General features: G+C 51.5%; 14 protein-coding genes. 9 read left to right on the forward strand and 5 right to left on the reverse strand.

Annotated elements, in window-relative coordinates; translation table 11 throughout:
• Positions 1 to 1,623 precede the first annotated feature (1,623 nt).
• A complete protein-coding gene (locus tag F4X55_01305; GenBank protein MYC39646.1) occupies positions 1,624 to 2,496 on the reverse strand; it encodes a YicC family protein in 873 nt (290 codons plus the stop codon).
• A gap of 168 nt (positions 2,497 to 2,664) precedes the next feature.
• Between F4X55_01305 and F4X55_01310 the strand changes: the two genes are divergently transcribed.
• The 9 genes from F4X55_01310 to gyrB all read left to right on the forward strand — a co-directional run bounded on the left by F4X55_01310 (position 2,665) and on the right by gyrB (position 12,475).
• Entirely contained in the window at positions 2,665 to 3,144 is a 480-nt protein-coding gene (locus F4X55_01310; GenBank protein ID MYC39647.1) for a hypothetical protein, read from the forward strand.
• Position 3,145: 1 nt separating this feature from the next.
• Positions 3,146 to 3,946 (forward strand): 4-hydroxy-tetrahydrodipicolinate reductase, encoded by an 801-nt coding sequence (locus F4X55_01315; protein ID MYC39648.1) that lies wholly within the window; start codon positions 3,146 to 3,148, stop codon positions 3,944 to 3,946.
• 13 nt (positions 3,947 to 3,959) lie between these two features.
• Positions 3,960 to 5,072 (forward strand): tRNA guanosine(34) transglycosylase Tgt, encoded by a 1,113-nt coding sequence (tgt, locus tag F4X55_01320; protein ID MYC39649.1) that lies wholly within the window; start codon positions 3,960 to 3,962, stop codon positions 5,070 to 5,072.
• Positions 5,073 to 5,075: 3 nt separating this feature from the next.
• Positions 5,076 to 5,450 (forward strand): preprotein translocase subunit YajC, encoded by a 375-nt coding sequence (gene yajC, locus F4X55_01325; GenBank protein MYC39650.1) that lies wholly within the window; start codon positions 5,076 to 5,078, stop codon positions 5,448 to 5,450.
• Positions 5,451 to 5,453: 3 nt separating this feature from the next.
• A complete protein-coding gene (gene secD / locus F4X55_01330) occupies positions 5,454 to 7,055 on the forward strand; it encodes a protein translocase subunit SecD (protein ID MYC39651.1) in 1,602 nt (533 codons plus the stop codon).
• Between the two features lie 10 nt (positions 7,056 to 7,065).
• Positions 7,066 to 7,977: a protein translocase subunit SecF gene (gene secF, locus F4X55_01335; GenBank protein ID MYC39652.1), complete on the forward strand. Its 912-nt coding sequence runs from the start codon at positions 7,066 to 7,068 to the stop codon at positions 7,975 to 7,977.
• A 95-nt stretch (positions 7,978 to 8,072) separates the two neighbouring features.
• Positions 8,073 to 9,092 (forward strand): phenylalanine--tRNA ligase subunit alpha, encoded by a 1,020-nt coding sequence (gene pheS / locus F4X55_01340; protein ID MYC39653.1) that lies wholly within the window; start codon positions 8,073 to 8,075, stop codon positions 9,090 to 9,092.
• A 176-nt stretch (positions 9,093 to 9,268) separates the two neighbouring features.
• Positions 9,269 to 9,832, forward strand: a complete 564-nt coding sequence (locus tag F4X55_01345) for a dCTP deaminase (GenBank protein MYC39654.1) — start codon at positions 9,269 to 9,271, stop codon at positions 9,830 to 9,832.
• 183 nt (positions 9,833 to 10,015) lie between these two features.
• Positions 10,016 to 12,475 carry a DNA topoisomerase (ATP-hydrolyzing) subunit B gene (gene gyrB, locus F4X55_01350; GenBank protein ID MYC39655.1) on the forward strand — a complete coding sequence of 820 codons (2,460 nt, stop codon included), beginning with the start codon at positions 10,016 to 10,018 and terminating at the stop codon, positions 12,473 to 12,475.
• 89 nt (positions 12,476 to 12,564) lie between these two features.
• On the opposite strand, the gene nuoH is transcribed toward gyrB, so the two are convergent.
• The 4 genes from nuoH to F4X55_01370 all read right to left on the reverse strand — a co-directional run bounded on the left by nuoH (position 12,565) and on the right by F4X55_01370 (position 16,772).
• A complete protein-coding gene (gene nuoH / locus F4X55_01355; GenBank protein ID MYC39656.1) occupies positions 12,565 to 13,614 on the reverse strand; it encodes an NADH-quinone oxidoreductase subunit NuoH in 1,050 nt (349 codons plus the stop codon).
• Positions 13,611 to 15,218 carry a molybdopterin-dependent oxidoreductase gene (locus F4X55_01360; protein ID MYC39657.1) on the reverse strand — a complete coding sequence of 536 codons (1,608 nt, stop codon included), beginning with the start codon at positions 15,216 to 15,218 and terminating at the stop codon, positions 13,611 to 13,613. Before F4X55_01360 ends, nuoH begins: the two co-directional genes overlap by 4 nt.
• 63 nt (positions 15,219 to 15,281) lie before the next feature.
• The gene (locus tag F4X55_01365) at positions 15,282 to 15,497 is read right to left on the reverse strand and encodes a twin-arginine translocase TatA/TatE family subunit (GenBank protein ID MYC39658.1); all 216 of its coding nucleotides are present in this window, start codon (positions 15,495 to 15,497) and stop codon (positions 15,282 to 15,284) included.
• 42 nt (positions 15,498 to 15,539) lie between these two features.
• Entirely contained in the window at positions 15,540 to 16,772 is a 1,233-nt protein-coding gene (locus F4X55_01370) for an OFA family MFS transporter (GenBank protein ID MYC39659.1), read from the reverse strand.
• Between the last annotated feature and the right edge of the window lie 35 nt (positions 16,773 to 16,807).

A 16,807-nucleotide genomic window follows, 5' to 3' on the forward strand; every position in this document is an offset into this window, starting at 1 on the left:
AGAGCCACCTCCGGTAGAACCGCCTCCGGTAGAGCCACCTCCGGTAGAACCGCCTCCGGTAGAGCCACCTCCGGTAGAACCGCCTTCTTCTACAGATAACTTCGCTCGCTGGAATGACCTTCTGAATGAACCTCGTTTCTGGTGGAGAGAATCCGAACCTTATTCCTGCGAACAGTCGGAAAACCCCGATTCCCCGTGGCTGAGTGCCGGTCTTATCGATCTTGGCGGATCCGACCCTCTTTCCCTTATCCGTTATTTCGGCAATGGGAGCTACCTTCGGTATGGATCTCAGGTTCTTGATGGATGTACTCAGCCTGAAGAGCACCCCAGAGGATTCAACATTGACCCGCCTGCCGACCCGACGTACTACTCCTTGGGCGATCTGGACATATACGTGGATATTGCCCGCGTTCCACCGAACGCCTCGGGGTGGTTTCAAGACGATGGGAGACGGGTCAATTTCAGCATGGGGGATGTGGTTTCGCTCCTGAATCAGTATGTCGCCTCCTACTGGAGAAGGGTATCTGAGGACAATCTCCGGATCACTTTTCATGCGGGCATTGAATTCACGGTAGGCGGGGATGGAAGTCCAGACGCAACGCACGATCAACAGCTTGTGGAACTCGGGATCTGCGTGGATGTAGACGATTGTGAGCGGTACGGTTTCCCAGGTGGGCTTAACCGGATGATTCTAAACGATGTCAGTGTTGACACGGCAGGCCAGGGAGTCAATGGATGGGCAAGGTTCGGGCTTGTGAGTATTCGCGATGCGGACATGGAGCTTGTCATCCACGAGATGGGCCACGCCTGGATGGATTGGCCGCATTCTTTCACGGAAATACCTTGGGTTCCTTCTGGAGGAGCAGTAAATGATCCCAATCCTTACAGTAACTTCTATGACGTGATGTCCCAGCTGGGTTCAGTTCGCATTAGAGGCTGGAATGTCAACATGCCCTCCACAATGGCGATCAACCGCTACTCCGCGGGCTGGATCATGCCTGAGGACGTGGCCCTGCATCTTCAGGATACAGGGACGTATAGGTTGAGCAAACCACGGGAAAGCGGCTACCAGTTCCTTGTGATACATTCGGGTCGCCGCCACGCCTTCACGACGCTTGAAGTGCTCGATGAGTATCCTTCTAGGTACAGGGTGACCGGGGCGGATGTTTACGATCCGAGGGGAAGGCGCTCTCGGAGGTACGAGGGAGTTCTGATAAACAGGTACGATCAGAGTGCCGGCACAGGCGCCCAGACCCGGACTGGTCCCGCTTTATACAACAAGAGCAATCGCAATCGTCTTATGGATGTAGGAGGGGGCCGTGACGATTACTCGGTCATCCAGGATGGAGAAACGCGCGAGATCGGCGGCGGTGTCAGCGTTTCTGCGAAAAGGAATTCGGATGGAAGTTATGAAGTCACCGTAAGCGGCGGTAAAGTAGCCGAGTTCCAGAAGTGGTGTTTTCCTATCTGGTTCCCGGTTGAAGAGGGAGAGGATGAGTACGATACCGGCTGCCTTCTTAACGAACCGCTTAGTAACTTCTGAACAGACTGCTTCAGAGCAGGGAATATTACCGAGGCGGTCTGTCTGCACAAAGCGGGTTTTTTTAAGAACAGAAGCTGGATTTACTCTATGTTCTGAATCTGTTCCCGTATTTTCTCGAGTTCAAGACGTACGTTTATTGTAAGGTGCGAGATTCCCGCGTCCTTGCATTTTGCAGATATTGTTCCCGCTTCCCTGTTCATTTCCTGAACCAGGAAATCAAGCTCCTTCCCCACGGGCCCTTTTTTCCTGGCGGTTTTCCTGAACTTGGAGATATGAGCCTCAAGCCTCACGATTTCCTCGTCAATCTCGCTTTTCTCCGTCACTATGGCCGCGGCCTCCTGAGAGATGATAGGATCGTTCTTGTGCCTTGAGGAGAAGATTTTCTCGATCTTCTCTTTCGTTTTCTTCTCGGATTTCTTTACGAATTCCTTTCGTTTTTTCTTTACGCTGTCAACAGTTTTTCTTATGATTTCCAAGCGCCCGAGTATCGCTTTCTCAAGCTTCTGCCCCTCGGCTTCCCGGCTCCGGTTGAACTTTGCGAGGGCTTTTGCTACTGCTTCCCTGATTCTGGCTTCCGTCTCTCTTGAGATCTCGGGTCCGATGTGGGTCTCAAAGGAATTCTCCATCATGAGCAGGTGCTCGATTCCTATCTCCGTTTTGAGTCCCAGGGCGGAGTTGATTTTTTTAAGAGAACTGTGATTTTCCCGGAGCACTTTTTCGGACAGACGCTGCCTTTCCTTTCGGTTTGCCTGCACGGAGAGCCTGAGGCGGAGTTTCCCTCTCTGAATCGAGTTCTTCATCCTGTCCTCAATGACGGTTTCCATCTGTGAAAAAGATTCGGGAACGCTGGCCTTGACGTCAAGGAACCTGTGATTCTCCGATCGTATGTCCACTAGGATCTTCCCGATCTCGGTGCTTACCGACGATTCCGCGAAACCAGTCATGCTCTTCATAATAGGATTTTGTCCTTCATGGGTATCCGTTTTTCCCAAGCAGGATACCCGCAACGGTTCCAATTCCCAACCTCTGCCTCGCCGCCCTGTATATTCTCGGAATTTGCCTGTACCATGTTTCTCGTTTAACTTCTTAGAACTATTCAAAGGATCTCCGGTCTCTGCTCCATGAGAAAAACCTATCTTTTTATTCTGCTGCCGTTGCTGTTTCTTTCTCTTTCCTGCGCTGTTCCGGTACGGGGTGCGGGTGAGAGGAGACAACCGAAAGTTTCCGCCACGAGCGTCGTAAAGTCTTTTCTTCAGGCGCTTAAGGAGCAGGACTTTGAATCCGCTTATGAAAAAGTGCACATATTCAGCTCAGACCGTGAAGGTTACGTAAGCAGGCTCAAGCTTCTTTACGAAAATTACGACCTCAGGGTAATTGACTACAGGATTCTGGCGACCCAGCTTTTCAAGGATACAGCCATAGTGGTTGCGGAAGTTGAGGTCGACTACAGCAAGCCGGGCGAGAGCGAGCGTCTCAGAGCCAGATACACAAACCGTTACGATCTTTCCATACCCGAGAAAAAGTGGAAGATAGTAAAGGACGAATGCATTGAGAACTGCAGTTACGAACCGGAGAGTGGAAGCGGAGACGGAGAAAGTTAGGATGATAAAAGTTGCGGTAGCAGGGGTGTGCGGGCGCATGGGAATGAGCCTGGCCTCGCTTGCGGCGGCGGACGGGGATATTGAGCTTGTGGGAGCCACGGAGGTGTCGGGACACCCCTCGATCGGTCGCGGGCTCGGGGATTTTGTCGAGGGTGCGGAGCCTGGAGTGAGCGTGAGTGACGGCATTGAGGTTGCCGCCGGGGCCGCGGACGTGATAATCGACTTCACCGCTCCAGAAGTGACCCTTGCGCACGCCGAATATTCGGTCCGGAACGGAAAGTCGATGGTTATAGGAACAACGGGCTTTACCCCGGAGCAGAGAGAAAGGCTCCTGCGGTTGCTTGAGCAGATACCCTGCGTTTTCGCTCCTAACATGAGCGTTGGCGTCAACGTTCTTTTCGAGATATCAAGACAGGTGGCGTCTCATCTTGGAGACGGGTATGACGCCGAGATTTTCGAGACTCATCACAGGGGCAAGGCCGATTCTCCGAGCGGAACGGCAATCGCTCTTGCCGAAGCGGTTGCCTCTGGTGTGGGCTCTGAGCTTGAGGACGTGGCGAGATATGAAAGGCACGGACGTATAGGGGCGAGAGAAAAGGGAGAGATAGGCATCCAGACGCTTCGAGGAGGAGACGTGGTGGGGGATCACACCGTCATGTTCCTCGGTGACGGAGAGAGGGTGGAGCTTACCCACAAGGCCACCAGCAGGGATAATTTTTCTGCGGGCGCGCTTCGCGCGGCGAAATGGATCCCGGGAAAATCCCCGGGGGTCTACACGATGAGGGACGTGCTCGGATTCTGATCCCGAAGCGTTTATCCACATGTACAGGTTCAGGCTTATTGAAAAGGAGAGGGGCGGTTCCGCCAGGCTCGGGGAAATCCGCACCTCCGCTGAAACGGTCGAGACTCCGGCCTTCATGCCCGTGGCGACCCAGGGAGCGGGCAAGGCCATCTCGCCGCTTGATCTTCGCCGCCTCGGTTTTCGGGTTCTTATCGCAAACGCCTACCATCTCTACCTGAGGCCCGGCACGGACATAATAAGTTCTCTCGGAGGACTTCACCGTTACATGTCCTGGGACGGCGCGATCGTCACCGACAGCGGCGGCTATCAGGTCCTGAGCCTCGCGAAAAGCAGAAAGATCACAGAAGACGGAGTTTCCTTCCGCTCTCACATAGACGGAAGCGAGCACTTTTTCTCGCCGCAGGTCTCAATAGCCGTTCAGGAAGACCTGGGCTCTGACGTGATGATGTGTTTTGACGAGTGTCCGGCCCATGATTCCCCGTACGAGTATGTGGAGAAATCGGTCTCTCTCACGACGCGCTGGGCGAAGCTCTGCAAGGAGGCTAGGCGGGACCCCTCAAGGGCCCTTTTCGGTATCGTCCAAGGAGGAGTGCACGAGGACCTTAGGGAGCGCTCTGCGGGAGAGCTTGTGGATATAGGGTTTGACGGTTACTCGATAGGCGGGCTCGGGGTCGGCGAGTCAAGCGGGGCGACTTTTGAGATTACCGAACTCTGCGCCGGGCTCCTGCCCGAAGACAGTCTCCGCTACCTCATGGGCATCGGAACCCCGAGTGACATAGTGAGGGCCGTGGCTCTCGGGGTTGATCTTTTCGACTGCGTCATCCCGACCCGGAACGCCCGCAACGGAACTCTCTTTACAAGCCGGGGAAAAGTGGTTATAAAAAACTCCCGTTACGCGTACGACCGCTCCGCGCTTGATGAGAATTGCGGCTGTTACACGTGCGGAAATTTCTCAAGGTCGTATCTGAGGCATATATTCATGGCGGGGGAGATTCTCTCCCTTCAGCTTTTGACCCTTCATAACCTCTATTATTACTCCGAGTTGATGAGAAAAATAAGAGAATCGATAAAAACCGGCACCTTCAGGCACCTCCACTCGGAGCTGATTGATGCGGAGGAGGAATAGGAATTGAAAAAACTAGCTTTTTTAGTCACTTTGGCCCTTTTCGTTTCATCATGCATGCCTCCGGGAGCCGGCCAGGGGGGAGGGGGAACACCTTTTTCGGCCATACTTCCGTTCGTTCTGATATTCGGCCTTTTTTACTTTCTCATAATAAGACCCCAGCAGCGCCAGAGCCGCGAGCGAAAGAAGATGCTCGCCGAGATAAAGAGGGGCGACAGCGTCATTACCACAGGGGGCATACACGGCAGGGTGATAAACGTTGACGGGGACGACATCACGGTTGAGATAGCGAAAGGCATCAACGTAAGAATGGTACGCTCCGGGATCTCGGAGAAGACCGATTCTGGGGCCGCTGACGGCAAATCCAAAGGGGGCGGCTGATTAATGAAAGGCGTGTCCCGTCTGTGGATTACCGTTATCGCTCTTTTTGCTTTTCTCTCCGCAATACTTCTCACGCCGACCTTCATGGGCGACAGGCTTCCCTCGTGGTGGGGGAAGGCGTTTTCAAGCAAGGGGATAAGTCTCGGGCTTGATCTTGAGGGGGGAATATTCCTTCTTCTCGGGGTTGAGACAGAAAAGGGCATTGCTCAGGAAATGCTTATCGTTGAGGAGGCCCTCGTCTCGAAACTCAGGGAGAACAGAATTCTGGTTAAAAGCTCTTCTGTTTCCAAGGGAACACTCACTGTCGGCCTTTTCCCGGGCGCGGATATAGACAAGGCGCTTGAGATCGCGCGCGACGAGTTCGAGGAGATGGCGGATATAGGTTCTGACGGCTTTTTGATCCGGCTCTCCATAAAGCCTTCCTACGTGGCCGAGCTTGAGCAGAACTCAATAGAGCGGGTTCGCCACATAATAGAGAACAGGGTGAAGGATTTCGGCCTGGTAGAGCCAAGCATACAGAAATCAGGGGACGATAGGATCCTGGTGCAGGTTCCCGGCGCCTCCAAAAAAGACAGGCAGAGAATAGTAAACCTCATCAAGAAAACTGCCGTTCTGGAGTTTAAGATCGTAAGGGCCGTGGGGGCTTCGCGTGAGAACCTCCTGGCGGCGGCCGAGGCGGAAACGGATAGGCAGGTCACGGAGAAAGGACTTGCCATTCATCCGGGAGATACCGGGAACGAGAACGAGAGGTTTTTTCTCACCGAAAGGCTTGCGAGCGTTACCGGGGAGTATATCTCCGACGCGCGGATAACGTTTGATAACTACGGAAACCCCGCGGTCGGATTCACTTTCAGGGGGGAGGGGGCGAGCAAGTTCGGGAAACTTACCGAAGACAACATCGGCGAGCGCCTCGCGATAGTTCTTGACGGCGTCATAAAGTCGGCTCCCACCATCCAGGACAAGATAACCTATCAGGGAACGATAACCGGGACTTTCACCCCCGATGAGGCAAAAGACCTCGCGCTTATTCTCAGGTCCGGATCCCTTCCCGTTCCCGTTAGGGTGGAGCAGGAAAGAACCGTGGGTCCTTCCCTGGGTCAGGACTCGATCGAGAAGGGAAGATTCTCCATGATAGTCGGCGGGATACTCGTTCTGGTGTTCATGGTCTTTTTCTACAGGATGCAGGGTGTTATAGCTAACGCCGCCCTGGTGCTTAACATACTTTTCATAATGGGTTTTCTCTCCGCTTTCGGCGTTACGCTTACGCTTCCGGGCATAGCGGGGCTTGTCCTCACGCTCGGCATGGCGGTTGACGGAAACATTATCATATTCGAGAGGATAAAAGAGGAACTCCTCGCGGGGAAGACCGCCGTTCACTCGATTGAAACGGGATACGCGAGATCCGTCTGGACCATACTTGACGCGAATGTAACGACGCTTCTTACGGCGCTTATACTTTTCTGGCTCGGCACGGGGCCCATAAAGGGTTTCGCGGCCACGCTTTCAATCGGGATAGTGTCGACGGTTTTCAGCAATCTGATCGTGGCGAGGGTTTTTACGAACATGCTCTACAGGGACAAAAAAATTACCGAGGTAAGTATCTGAGGGTACACAAGTGCGGCTTATAGGAAAATTTAACTACGATTTCGTGGAGAAGATGGGGGGCGCAATGCGCATTTCCATCGCGCTTGTGGTCATTTCCATCGCTTCTTTGCTTTATCACCAGGGTCCCAACTGGGGAGTCGAGTTCACAGGGGGAACGGAGATACACATAAAGCTTGCCAAGAGCCTTGAGACCGACGTTTTAAAAGGGGAGCTTGCCGAGAGCGGTTTTCCCTCCGAGTCGGTTCAGCGTTTCGGTCTTCCGGGCGATAACGAGCACCTGATACAGTTTGCTCCCGAGCTCGCGACTTTTGACCAGATACAGGATTTTCAGAAAAACCTCGAGGACCTTTTCGCGGAATCAGAGAATTTCCAGGGAGCCTCCATCCAGAGAATAGACTACATAGGTCCCAGGGTGGGGAAGGAACTCATAACCAAGGCCCTGCTGTCCATACTGATTGCGTGCGTCGGCATACTCGCTTACTTGGTATTCAGGTTTGAATTCGGTTTTGCCGTGGGAGCGGTTATCGCGCTTGTTCACGACACCCTTATAACCGTCGGGGCCATATCGCTCGCGGACAAGGAGTTTACTCTCGCGATCGTGGCCGCGCTTCTGACCGTTATAGGTTACTCGGTTAACGACACCATCGTCATATTCGACAGGATAAGGGAGAACATGGGGAACTTTCCCGAAAAGGGCTTCAGGGAGCTTGTAAACGATGGAATAAGCCAGACGCTCTCGCGTACGGTGCTCACGGCGATAACGGTGTTCATAGTGCTTGTTCCGCTGTTTTTCCTAGGCGGTTCGGTGATACACGATTTCGCGTTTACGCTCATGGTAGGGGTTGTCATCGGTACTTACTCGTCGATTTTTGTCGCAAGCGCCTTCGTGGTTTACTGGAGAAAAAGAAAGGCAACCAGATAGGAGCCGTTTTGGCGGGTTCTCCGCTTTGATAATCGATTTTTTTACGGTTAAATATTTTCCGTCTTGCTTCTGAAAACTCATAATCTGGACACATTATGGAAGAAACTCTGCAGCAGCTGAGAAACCAGATAGATTCTGACCTTGAGTCGGTCTCGACCGAGACCGATCTCGTCAGGGTAAAGGCAAGCTACGTCGGAAAAAAAGGGTCTATTACGCAGCTTCTGAAATCCATGAAGGACCTTCCCGCAGAGGAGCGCCGCCAGGCGGGCACTCTCATAAACGCGACGAAAAAGGAAATCGAGGAGCTGATCGAGCGGAAATCAGACGAGATAAAACGCAGGATCATGAATGAGAAGCTCCTTGAGGAGGCGACTGACTTCTCTCTTCCAGGCAGAGGAATGCCGGTAGGAGCCAAGCATCCCATAACCCAGGTGATGGAGCGCATAGTCTATGACTTTGAGAGGATGGGATTCGAGGTGGCCGAGGGTCCCGAGGTCGAGCTTGATTACTACAACTTCGAGGCGCTTAACATACCGAAGAACCACCCTGCAAGGGACATGCAGGACACTTTTTACATCACAGACGACATGGTCTTGAGAACCCACACCTCTCCGGTGCAGATACGGATCATGCAGACCCAGCAGCCTCCGGTGAAGATAATAGCTCCCGGAAAGGTCTACCGATGCGACAGCGATGTCTCCCACACCCCGATGTTCCACCAGATAGAGGGCCTGCTGGTCGACAAAGGCATAACTTTCGGAAACTTAAAGTCCGTCATTATCCAATTCGTAAAACTCACTTTCGGCGAGAACACGAACGTGCGGTTCCGCCCGAGCTTTTTTCCCTTCACCGAACCAAGCGCCGAGGTGGACATAGAGTGTCAGATATGTTCGGGCAACGGATGCAGGGTATGCAAAGGTACCGGGTGGCTTGAGATAATGGGATGCGGAATGGTCGATCCTGCGGTTTTCTCAAGCGTTAACTATAATACAGACATCTACTCCGGCTTTGCCTTCGGAATGGGAGTTGAAAGAATTGCCATGCTTAAGTACGGGATAAACGACATAAGGCTTTTCTTTGAGAACGACATAAGGTTTTTGAGGCAGTTCGTGTAAATTTTTTGCGGGACTGCCATCGGGCATTGAGCACCGTTTTTTTATGGTCCGCTTCATATTACGGCATGGAAACCACCGGATTGACAACGTTTTAAAACTTAAAAAATATCTTTTATATGAGAATGATACGGATCAGATATTAAACAGGATTCGAGAAAACAGAAAGGAGAATACCGATGGGAATCAAACCTGATCACTGGATAAGAAAAATGTCGCTTGAGCACAAGATGATAGATCCTTTTGTTGAAGGGCAGGTAAGCAAGGGCGTTATATCGTACGGCCTTTCTTCTTACGGCTACGATATCAGGGTAAGCAATGAGTTCAAGGTGTTTACCAACCTGCACAGCGCAGTCGTTGACCCTAAGAATTTCGATCCCAACTCCTTTGTGGAGATAGAGAACGATTACTGCATAATTCCCCCAAACTCCTTCGCGCTCGCAAAGACCGTTGAGTATTTCAGGATACCAAGGAGCACCGTTACTGTCTGCGTCGGAAAGTCCACTTACGCAAGGTGCGGGATAATAGTAAACGTCACCCCTTTTGAACCCGAGTGGGAAGGATACGTGACGCTTGAAATCTCAAATACGACCCCTATTCCCGCGAAGATCTATTCGAACGAGGGAATCGCCCAGGTGCTGTTTTTCGAAGGGGACGAGGAATGCCAGATCTCCTACGCGGACAAGAAGGGGAAATACCAGAAACAGACCGGCATAACGCACCCGAAAATTTCCCAGGCGTAAGGTTTTCGGGAAGCGATCTTGCATGCAGGAAGCCGATTGACCGCGTTGTCTCTCAGAAAATTCTGATTTTTACGTAAACTGCCGGATATTACGGACTTTTTTCTTTTTTTCAGGTATTATAATAGCCACAATATCTCTAACCGGGAGGTACTTGTTTTGAGCGAGTCTCAAGAATCCGAAATAATGGGTGAATTGCGGCAGGATAACGGTTACGGCGATGATTACACCGCCGAGCAGATAAAGGTTCTTCCGGGCCTTGAAGCCGTAAGAAAACGCCCTGATATGTACATAGGGGATACCAATTCCCGGGGATTCCACCACCTCGTGTTCGAGGTTCTCGATAACAGTGTGGACGAATCCTTGGCCGGCTTCTGCAGCAATATCTCCGTCACCGTGCACGTGGATGAGAGCATTACGGTTGAAGACGACGGAAGAGGAATTCCGGTTGACATCCACGAGGAGACGGGGAAACCGGCCGTTGAAGTCGTAATGACCATGCTCCACGCCGGGGGAAAATTCGACAGCAAGGTCTACCAGGTTTCGGGAGGGCTCCACGGCGTGGGCGTCACCGTGGTAAACGCCCTTTCTGAAAGCCTCTCAATAGAGATAAAGAGGGAGGGGGAGGTCTGGTATCAGGAGTATCAGAAGGGAGAGGCGGTAAAAGACCTTAAAAACACCGGGAAAACGAAAAAAAGCGGAACCAAGATCCATTTTAGGCCCGATTCCGGGATATTCGAGGTTAGCGAGTTTAATTACGACATCCTTGCCCACAGGATAAGGGAGCTTGCCTTCCTTAACAAGGGTCTTCGTATCACCCTTAACGACGAAAGAGCGGACAGGTCCCAGGAGTTTTTCTACGAAGGGGGGATCGTCGCTTTCGTCGAGGAGCTTAACCAGAACAGAAAAGCGCTTCATCCCGAGGTGATCTACGTCACTGGCGAGAGGGACTCAACCGTAGTTGAAGTCGCCCTGCAGTACAACGACACTTACAGGGAAACCATATTCTGCTATGCGAACAACATAAACAACATTGAGGGGGGAACCCACCTCTCGGGCTTTCGCACTTCTCTTACGAGAACCATAAACAGATACGCCGAGGAGAAGAATCTTCTTAAGAACCTAAAAATGGCTATAGCCGGAGAAGATGTGAGAGAGGGTCTGGTGGCCGTCGTGAGCGTGAAGATCCCGGATCCGAAGTTTGAAGGTCAGACCAAAACGAAACTCGGAAACACTTCCGTGAGGGGTATCGTCGAGTCTTTGCTGAACGAGAAGCTGCGGGTGTTCTTTGAAGAAAATCCCGCTGTGGCAAGACGCATCGTGGAGAAAACCATAGAAGCCGCGAGAGCGAGGAATGCCGCGAGAAAGGCAAAGGAGCTTACCAGGAGAAAAAGCGCCCTTGAGTCCGGTTCGCTTCCCGGGAAGCTGGCTGACTGCCAGGAGCGCGACCCCGAGAAAAGCGAACTCTACATAGTCGAGGGGGAATCGGCGGGCGGGTCCGCGAAGCAGGCAAGAGACAGACTCAATCAGGCCATCTTGCCACTTAAGGGAAAGATACTGAACGTCGAGAAGGCCAGGTTTGACAAGATGCTCGCCAACGAGGAAATCCGCACCACAATTACTGTTCTGGGCACCGGAATAGGGGCCGAAGAAGGCGACTTCGACATATCGAAGATACGCTACCACAAGATAATACTCATGACCGACGCGGACGTTGACGGATCGCACATAAGAACCCTTCTTCTCACGCTGTTTTTCCGCCACTTCAGTGAAGTAATAGAAAGAGGGTATTTGTACATTGCCCAGCCACCTCTTTACCTAGTCAGAAAGGGAAGAAAGGAAACCTATCTCAAGGACGATCAGGAATACGAGGAGTTTTTGGTCAAGCTCGGAGTTGAAGGTCTTGAAATAGCCTCCGGGAACTCAAACGGCCACGCAAGGCAGATCAAGGGACAGAAGCTTTTCGATCTTGTACAGAAGGCCATCAGATACGGAAAACTTCTTGACCGCATGAGCAGGTGGGGGAGAAACAGGGGGATAGTTGATGGCTTCGCCAGAAGAACCGATTTCGGTAAAACCGCGCTCAAGCATGGGAATGAAACCTCTTTGGATACTCATCTAGCCGAAATAAGGAAATGGCTAGAGGAGAATTACCCCGACATAGTCGATCTTGACTGGAAACTCGGGGAGGATACCGAACATAATTCAAACAGCATTGAATACGATTTCAGGGAAAACGGAAGGGTAAGCTCCTCCTTTATTGATTTTAACTTTCTTGCCTCTCCTGATTTTAGGGAACTCAGAAAACTTGCGGAGTCGCTTAGCCCGCTTTGGGACTCCGCCTGCCATATCGTTGATGATGGCGAAGAAAAAGAGATCGGAGGCCTTGAGGAATTCGTTGAATTCATTATGGAGAGAGGGAAAAAAGGTCAGTTCATACAGAGATATAAAGGTCTTGGAGAGATGAACCCTGAGCAGCTGTGGTCAACGACCATGAACCCTGAGAACAGAGTACTAAAACAGGTTCAGGTTGAAGATGCTGTCGAGGCCGACGAGATATTCTCAAAACTCATGGGTGACCAGGTTGAACCAAGAAAAGAGTTTATTGAATTAAACGCTCTTAGGGTGAGCAACCTGGATGTCTGATAACTTGGAACCCTCCCGTTTCATTATTATAGCTTTGTAAAACTTGCCATACGGTTCTGAAGGTTGATTGTGACAACCCTTCGGAAGCATTAAAGAATTCCAAAAACGATAAGAAAACTTATGATGAGAAGGTTTACTATTGCTAGGGGGAAAAGCTTCTTCCAGCCGAGGCCCATTACCTGATCATACCTGAACCTTGGCAAAGTCCATCTTACCCAGATGAACAGAAAGAGTAAGAAAAGGACTTTGCCGATAAAGACAGCTGGCGGCAGATACCAATGCGTGTTGATATCAATGCCGAACCACCCTCCGAACGGTAAGGGATACCAACCACCCAAAAACAAACAAGTTATCATGCACGAAGCAACTATCATATGAGTATATTCAGCCATGAAGAACATTGCAAATTTTATGCTGCTGTATTCGGTGTGATAGCCGGCGACTATCTCGGGCTCGGCCTCCGGCATATCAAAAGGAAGCCTGTTGGTTTCGGCGAACGCCGAAACGACGAAAACCACAAAACCTATAAACGAGGGGATCATGAACCACATCTTTTCCTGCGCTTCGATTATATCCCCGAGGCGAAGTGAACCCGTTATGGCTATTACTCCCAGTATGGACAGGCCCAAAGCGAGTTCGTAACTTATCATCTGCGCAGCGGCCCGGAGACCTCCAAGAAGGGAGTACTTGCTGTTAGAACCCCACCCGCCGAGCACCACGCCGTACACGCTTAGAGAACTTATTCCGAGCACATAGAGAAGGCCGATGTTTATGTCGGCTATCTGGAACCTTATGAACACTGGATCCTGCAAGAATCCGAAGAGATCGGTGTAGAATCCCTTTCCTATGGGAATTACCGCAAGGGCGGCGAGAGCCGTGACAAGCGCGAACGCCGGGGCCATGATATACATGGTCTTGTTCGCATTTTTCGGAATTACGTCTTCTTTGAAAATGAATTTGATGCCGTCTGCAAGCGGCTGCAGCAGTCCCGAGGGTCCGACCCTGTTCGGTCCGTAACGGTCCTGTATGAAGGCGCTTATCCTTCTTTCCGCAAAGGTGAGATAAGCGACCGTGGTCAGGACGACGAAAAACACAAGTGCTATCTTTGCGACCGCTATTGTTATGAAAAGTGGAGTCATTTGCCCGCGCCGTGTTCAAGAACTTTTCCGACGGCACCTATCCTGTCGTAACTCATACCGCCGTATCCGGGAATCTTGAGGCTTATGTCATCCATCACGTCCGATGCGGAAGCGTAGTTAAACAGGGATTTGTCGAGTTTTTCCCCGATCATGCACAGTATCTCCCATCCGGGTTTTGCTTTTCCCGGGGGAGAAATGGCCTTTCTTATCTTCTGAACCCGCCCGGAATCGTTTGTGAAAGTTCCGTCTTTTTCATAAGGGCTTGCGGCGGGAAGTATTATGTGGGCGTATCTCGCGGTCTCGGTAAGCTTGTAGTCTATAACGGCGAGAAAGCCGATTTTCTCAAGCGCTCGGGAGAGCGCGTATTTCTCGTGATCGGAAACCAGTTTGAACAGGTCAACTCCGATCACGACCAAGGTATCGATTTTGCCGACAAGCAGCGAATCGATCGTCGTTTTCAGACCTTCTCCGTTTGCCTGTGTCATGAGATTTCTCGCTCCCGCGCTGTTGGGATACGGGTCGTTGCTTATGAGGTCGAACTTTTTCTCTATTTTTTCGGTTCCCACGGCGCAGACTGCCGGACAGTTTCCGAGAAGCGATGAAAGCTTGGCCGCAAGAAACATCTCCTCGTTTGTAAGCCTAGCCGACCCCGCAATCGCGCAGGGACCTGCGCCGCCCGACTTTATTCCCGAGAGCCTGGCGCCAACGCTGTTAATTGCGTTTTCCCAAGAGGTTATCTCGTACTCTTTATCACTTTTCATTATGGGATCCTTAAGCCTGGTTGACTCCTGGACCTCTTTGTAGTCGAATCTTCCCCTGTCGCATATCCAGTGACCGTTTACTTCTTGGTTTATCCTCGGGCGGATGCGGGAGACTTTTCCTTGTCTCGGGTCAACGCCCACGGTAATGTTGCACCCGGTGCTGCAGAGAGAACACACGGAGTCCGTAAATTCCATGTACCAGACCCTCTCATCATGGAGTGTGTCCTTGGGGAGCAGTGCCCCGACCGGGCAGATATCAATCACGTTTCCGGCAAGTTCGTTATCAAGCGTCTTGCCGGGGAAAACGGAGATCTTCTTCCGAAATCCTCTCCCCGTAGTTCCAAGTTCGTGGGTTTTTGTTACCTCATCCGTGAAACGCACGCATCTAGTGCACATGATGCACCTGTTGGCGTCGTACATTATGCGGTCGCTCAGGTAGCTTTTCTGCCTTACCTTCTTGTTCTCGGGGCCGCCGACCCTGCTGTAGCCGGGACCGTGAGCGAAAGTGGTCATCTGGAGCGGGCACTCCCCGCCCTTGTCGCATATGGGACAGTCAAGCGGGTGGTTTATGAGGGTGAATTCCACGGCCGCCTTTCTGGCCTCAAAAGCTTTTTCTGTGTCTGTTTTGACCACGAGGCCGTCTCTAACGGTCGTGTTGCACGCGGGAAGTACCTTGGGAACGCCTTCCACTTCCACGAGACACTGCCTGCACTGGGCGACTACGCTTAGCGAAGGGTGATAGCAGAAGTGAGGGATCTCTATCCCTGCCACCGCGGCGGCCTGGATGACGTTCACTCCGTCGTCCACATCAAGTTCAATTCCGTCGATGGTTATCTTGGGCATAAAGTGGGCTCAAGGGAAAAACGATTAGCGTAAATACTATTCAGAGAAAGTGCTTTTGACAAGTCAGGCGTTTTCGTCCTTTTCGGGTGCCTGAAACTTGGTTTTTTCATCCGTATCGTCTTCAAATTCTATGTTCTTTTTTATGTCATCCTTCGCTCTTTGAAGCTCTCTTATCCCCCTGCCAAGGGTTCTTGCGACCTTGGGCAGCTCCTTGGGCCCCAGAACCACGAGGGCGATGAAAAGTATTATCAGTAATTCAGCCGTGCCAAGTCCGAACATGGTTTCTTTCTCCCAGCGTCTAATATAACCAAAACCGGGAGACTAAGTGGCGGTTTTGTTAATTTTTTTTACGGGAGTCTTTATAAGCAGCACTAAGAATGCCGTTGCAAAAGACGCCGCCGTCGCCACGATAAGGGAATCATGATAGCTCTGTGTTATGTCGAAAAGAAGTCCCGAAATAAGAGGACCGCTGATTGCGGCTAGGGAGAATCCGGTGCCAAAAATACCGAAGATGCTTCCCAGCGACTTAAGGCCGTAGAATTTTCCAAGTATCGTGGGAAACATCGGCACCCACCCGCTGTAGAAAAGGCCGAAGAGAAAGCCGAACAGGTAGAGCGACCATACGTCAACGACCGACAGAATGAGGATTATTGAGCTTGCCTGGAAGAAATAACAGACAAACAGTATGCGCACGTCGCTTAGAATGTTGGTTATCACTCCCGAGAAGAATATGCGCCCGATAATACTCCCCACCCCTATGAATGCAGGCGCGCCGGCTGCGACAAGCGGGGTTATTCCCGATTCTATGGAGAAGTTAAAGAGGTTTACGACAATAATGAGAAAAGTGTTAAACCCTAGGAAGAAAGCGGCGTACATAAGCCAGAAGCTTGAGTGTGAAAACGCTTCCTTTGCGCTCCAGTCAGAAGCTCCTGTATCTTTCATCGCATCCTCAGAGTTCTCTCCGTACGGTCTGAGTCCCATTTCCTCGGGACGGTTTTTCACCAGAAGAGCGGAACACAGTATCACGGTAAAAATCACGGAGAGATAAACAAGGGCGCGCTCGTAACCGAATGATTCTATAAGCCAGGTGGTAAGCGGGTTTACCACCAGACCGCTTACAGGAACCCCCGCCGTGGCGATTCCTATTGCAAGCGCCCTTTTCTTAACGAACCACCTGCTTATAACGGTGACGGGCAGTATGTAGAGGAACCCGTCTCCTATTCCCACCATTACGCTGTAGGTTATATAGAGTTCCCATATGTTATTGGCATAAGAAGAGAGTAAGAAGCCGAGTGCCCCTATGAGTCCTCCGAAGAAAGTCAGGTACCTCGCGTCGTGAGTGTCTATAAGTCTTCCGGCGAACACGAACGAAAAAGCCATGCACACGCATCTCAGGGAAAAAAAGGACGATCCGACGGCTGTTGAGAGACCGAAAGCTTCGTTGAGGTAAGGGAGAAATATCCCGAACGAGTAGAGAACCATCCCGTCAAGCGTTATGAGCAGGTGCCCCGCTATGACTATGACCCATCCGTAAAAGAATCTGTTTCTAAGCATAGGTTTTTCGGTTGGAAACGGGATTTCGCCGCCTG

The sequence above is a fragment of the Candidatus Dadabacteria bacterium genome (assembly GCA_009840385.1).
Classification (GTDB): Bacteria; Desulfobacterota_D; UBA1144; order Nemesobacterales; family Nemesobacteraceae; genus Nemesobacter; species Nemesobacter australis.

Excerpts from the sequence above, each read along its gene's own strand:
- F4X55_01305 (MYC39646.1), bottom strand. The coding sequence starts at position 2,496 with ATGAAGAGCATGACTGGTTTCGCGGAATCGTCGGTAAGCACCGAGATC.
- F4X55_01310 (MYC39647.1), top strand. The coding sequence starts at position 2,665 with ATGAGAAAAACCTATCTTTTTATTCTGCTGCCGTTGCTGTTTCTTTCT.
- F4X55_01315 (MYC39648.1), top strand. The coding sequence starts at position 3,146 with ATGATAAAAGTTGCGGTAGCAGGGGTGTGCGGGCGCATGGGAATGAGC.
- secD (MYC39651.1), top strand. The coding sequence starts at position 5,454 with ATGAAAGGCGTGTCCCGTCTGTGGATTACCGTTATCGCTCTTTTTGCT.
- pheS (MYC39653.1), top strand. The coding sequence starts at position 8,073 with ATGGAAGAAACTCTGCAGCAGCTGAGAAACCAGATAGATTCTGACCTT.
- F4X55_01345 (MYC39654.1), top strand. The coding sequence starts at position 9,269 with ATGGGAATCAAACCTGATCACTGGATAAGAAAAATGTCGCTTGAGCAC.
- gyrB (MYC39655.1), top strand. The coding sequence starts at position 10,016 with ATGGGTGAATTGCGGCAGGATAACGGTTACGGCGATGATTACACCGCC.
- nuoH (MYC39656.1), bottom strand. The coding sequence starts at position 13,614 with ATGACTCCACTTTTCATAACAATAGCGGTCGCAAAGATAGCACTTGTG.
- F4X55_01360 (MYC39657.1), bottom strand. The coding sequence starts at position 15,218 with ATGCCCAAGATAACCATCGACGGAATTGAACTTGATGTGGACGACGGA.
- F4X55_01365 (MYC39658.1), bottom strand. The coding sequence starts at position 15,497 with ATGTTCGGACTTGGCACGGCTGAATTACTGATAATACTTTTCATCGCC.
- F4X55_01370 (MYC39659.1), bottom strand. The coding sequence starts at position 16,772 with ATGCTTAGAAACAGATTCTTTTACGGATGGGTCATAGTCATAGCGGGG.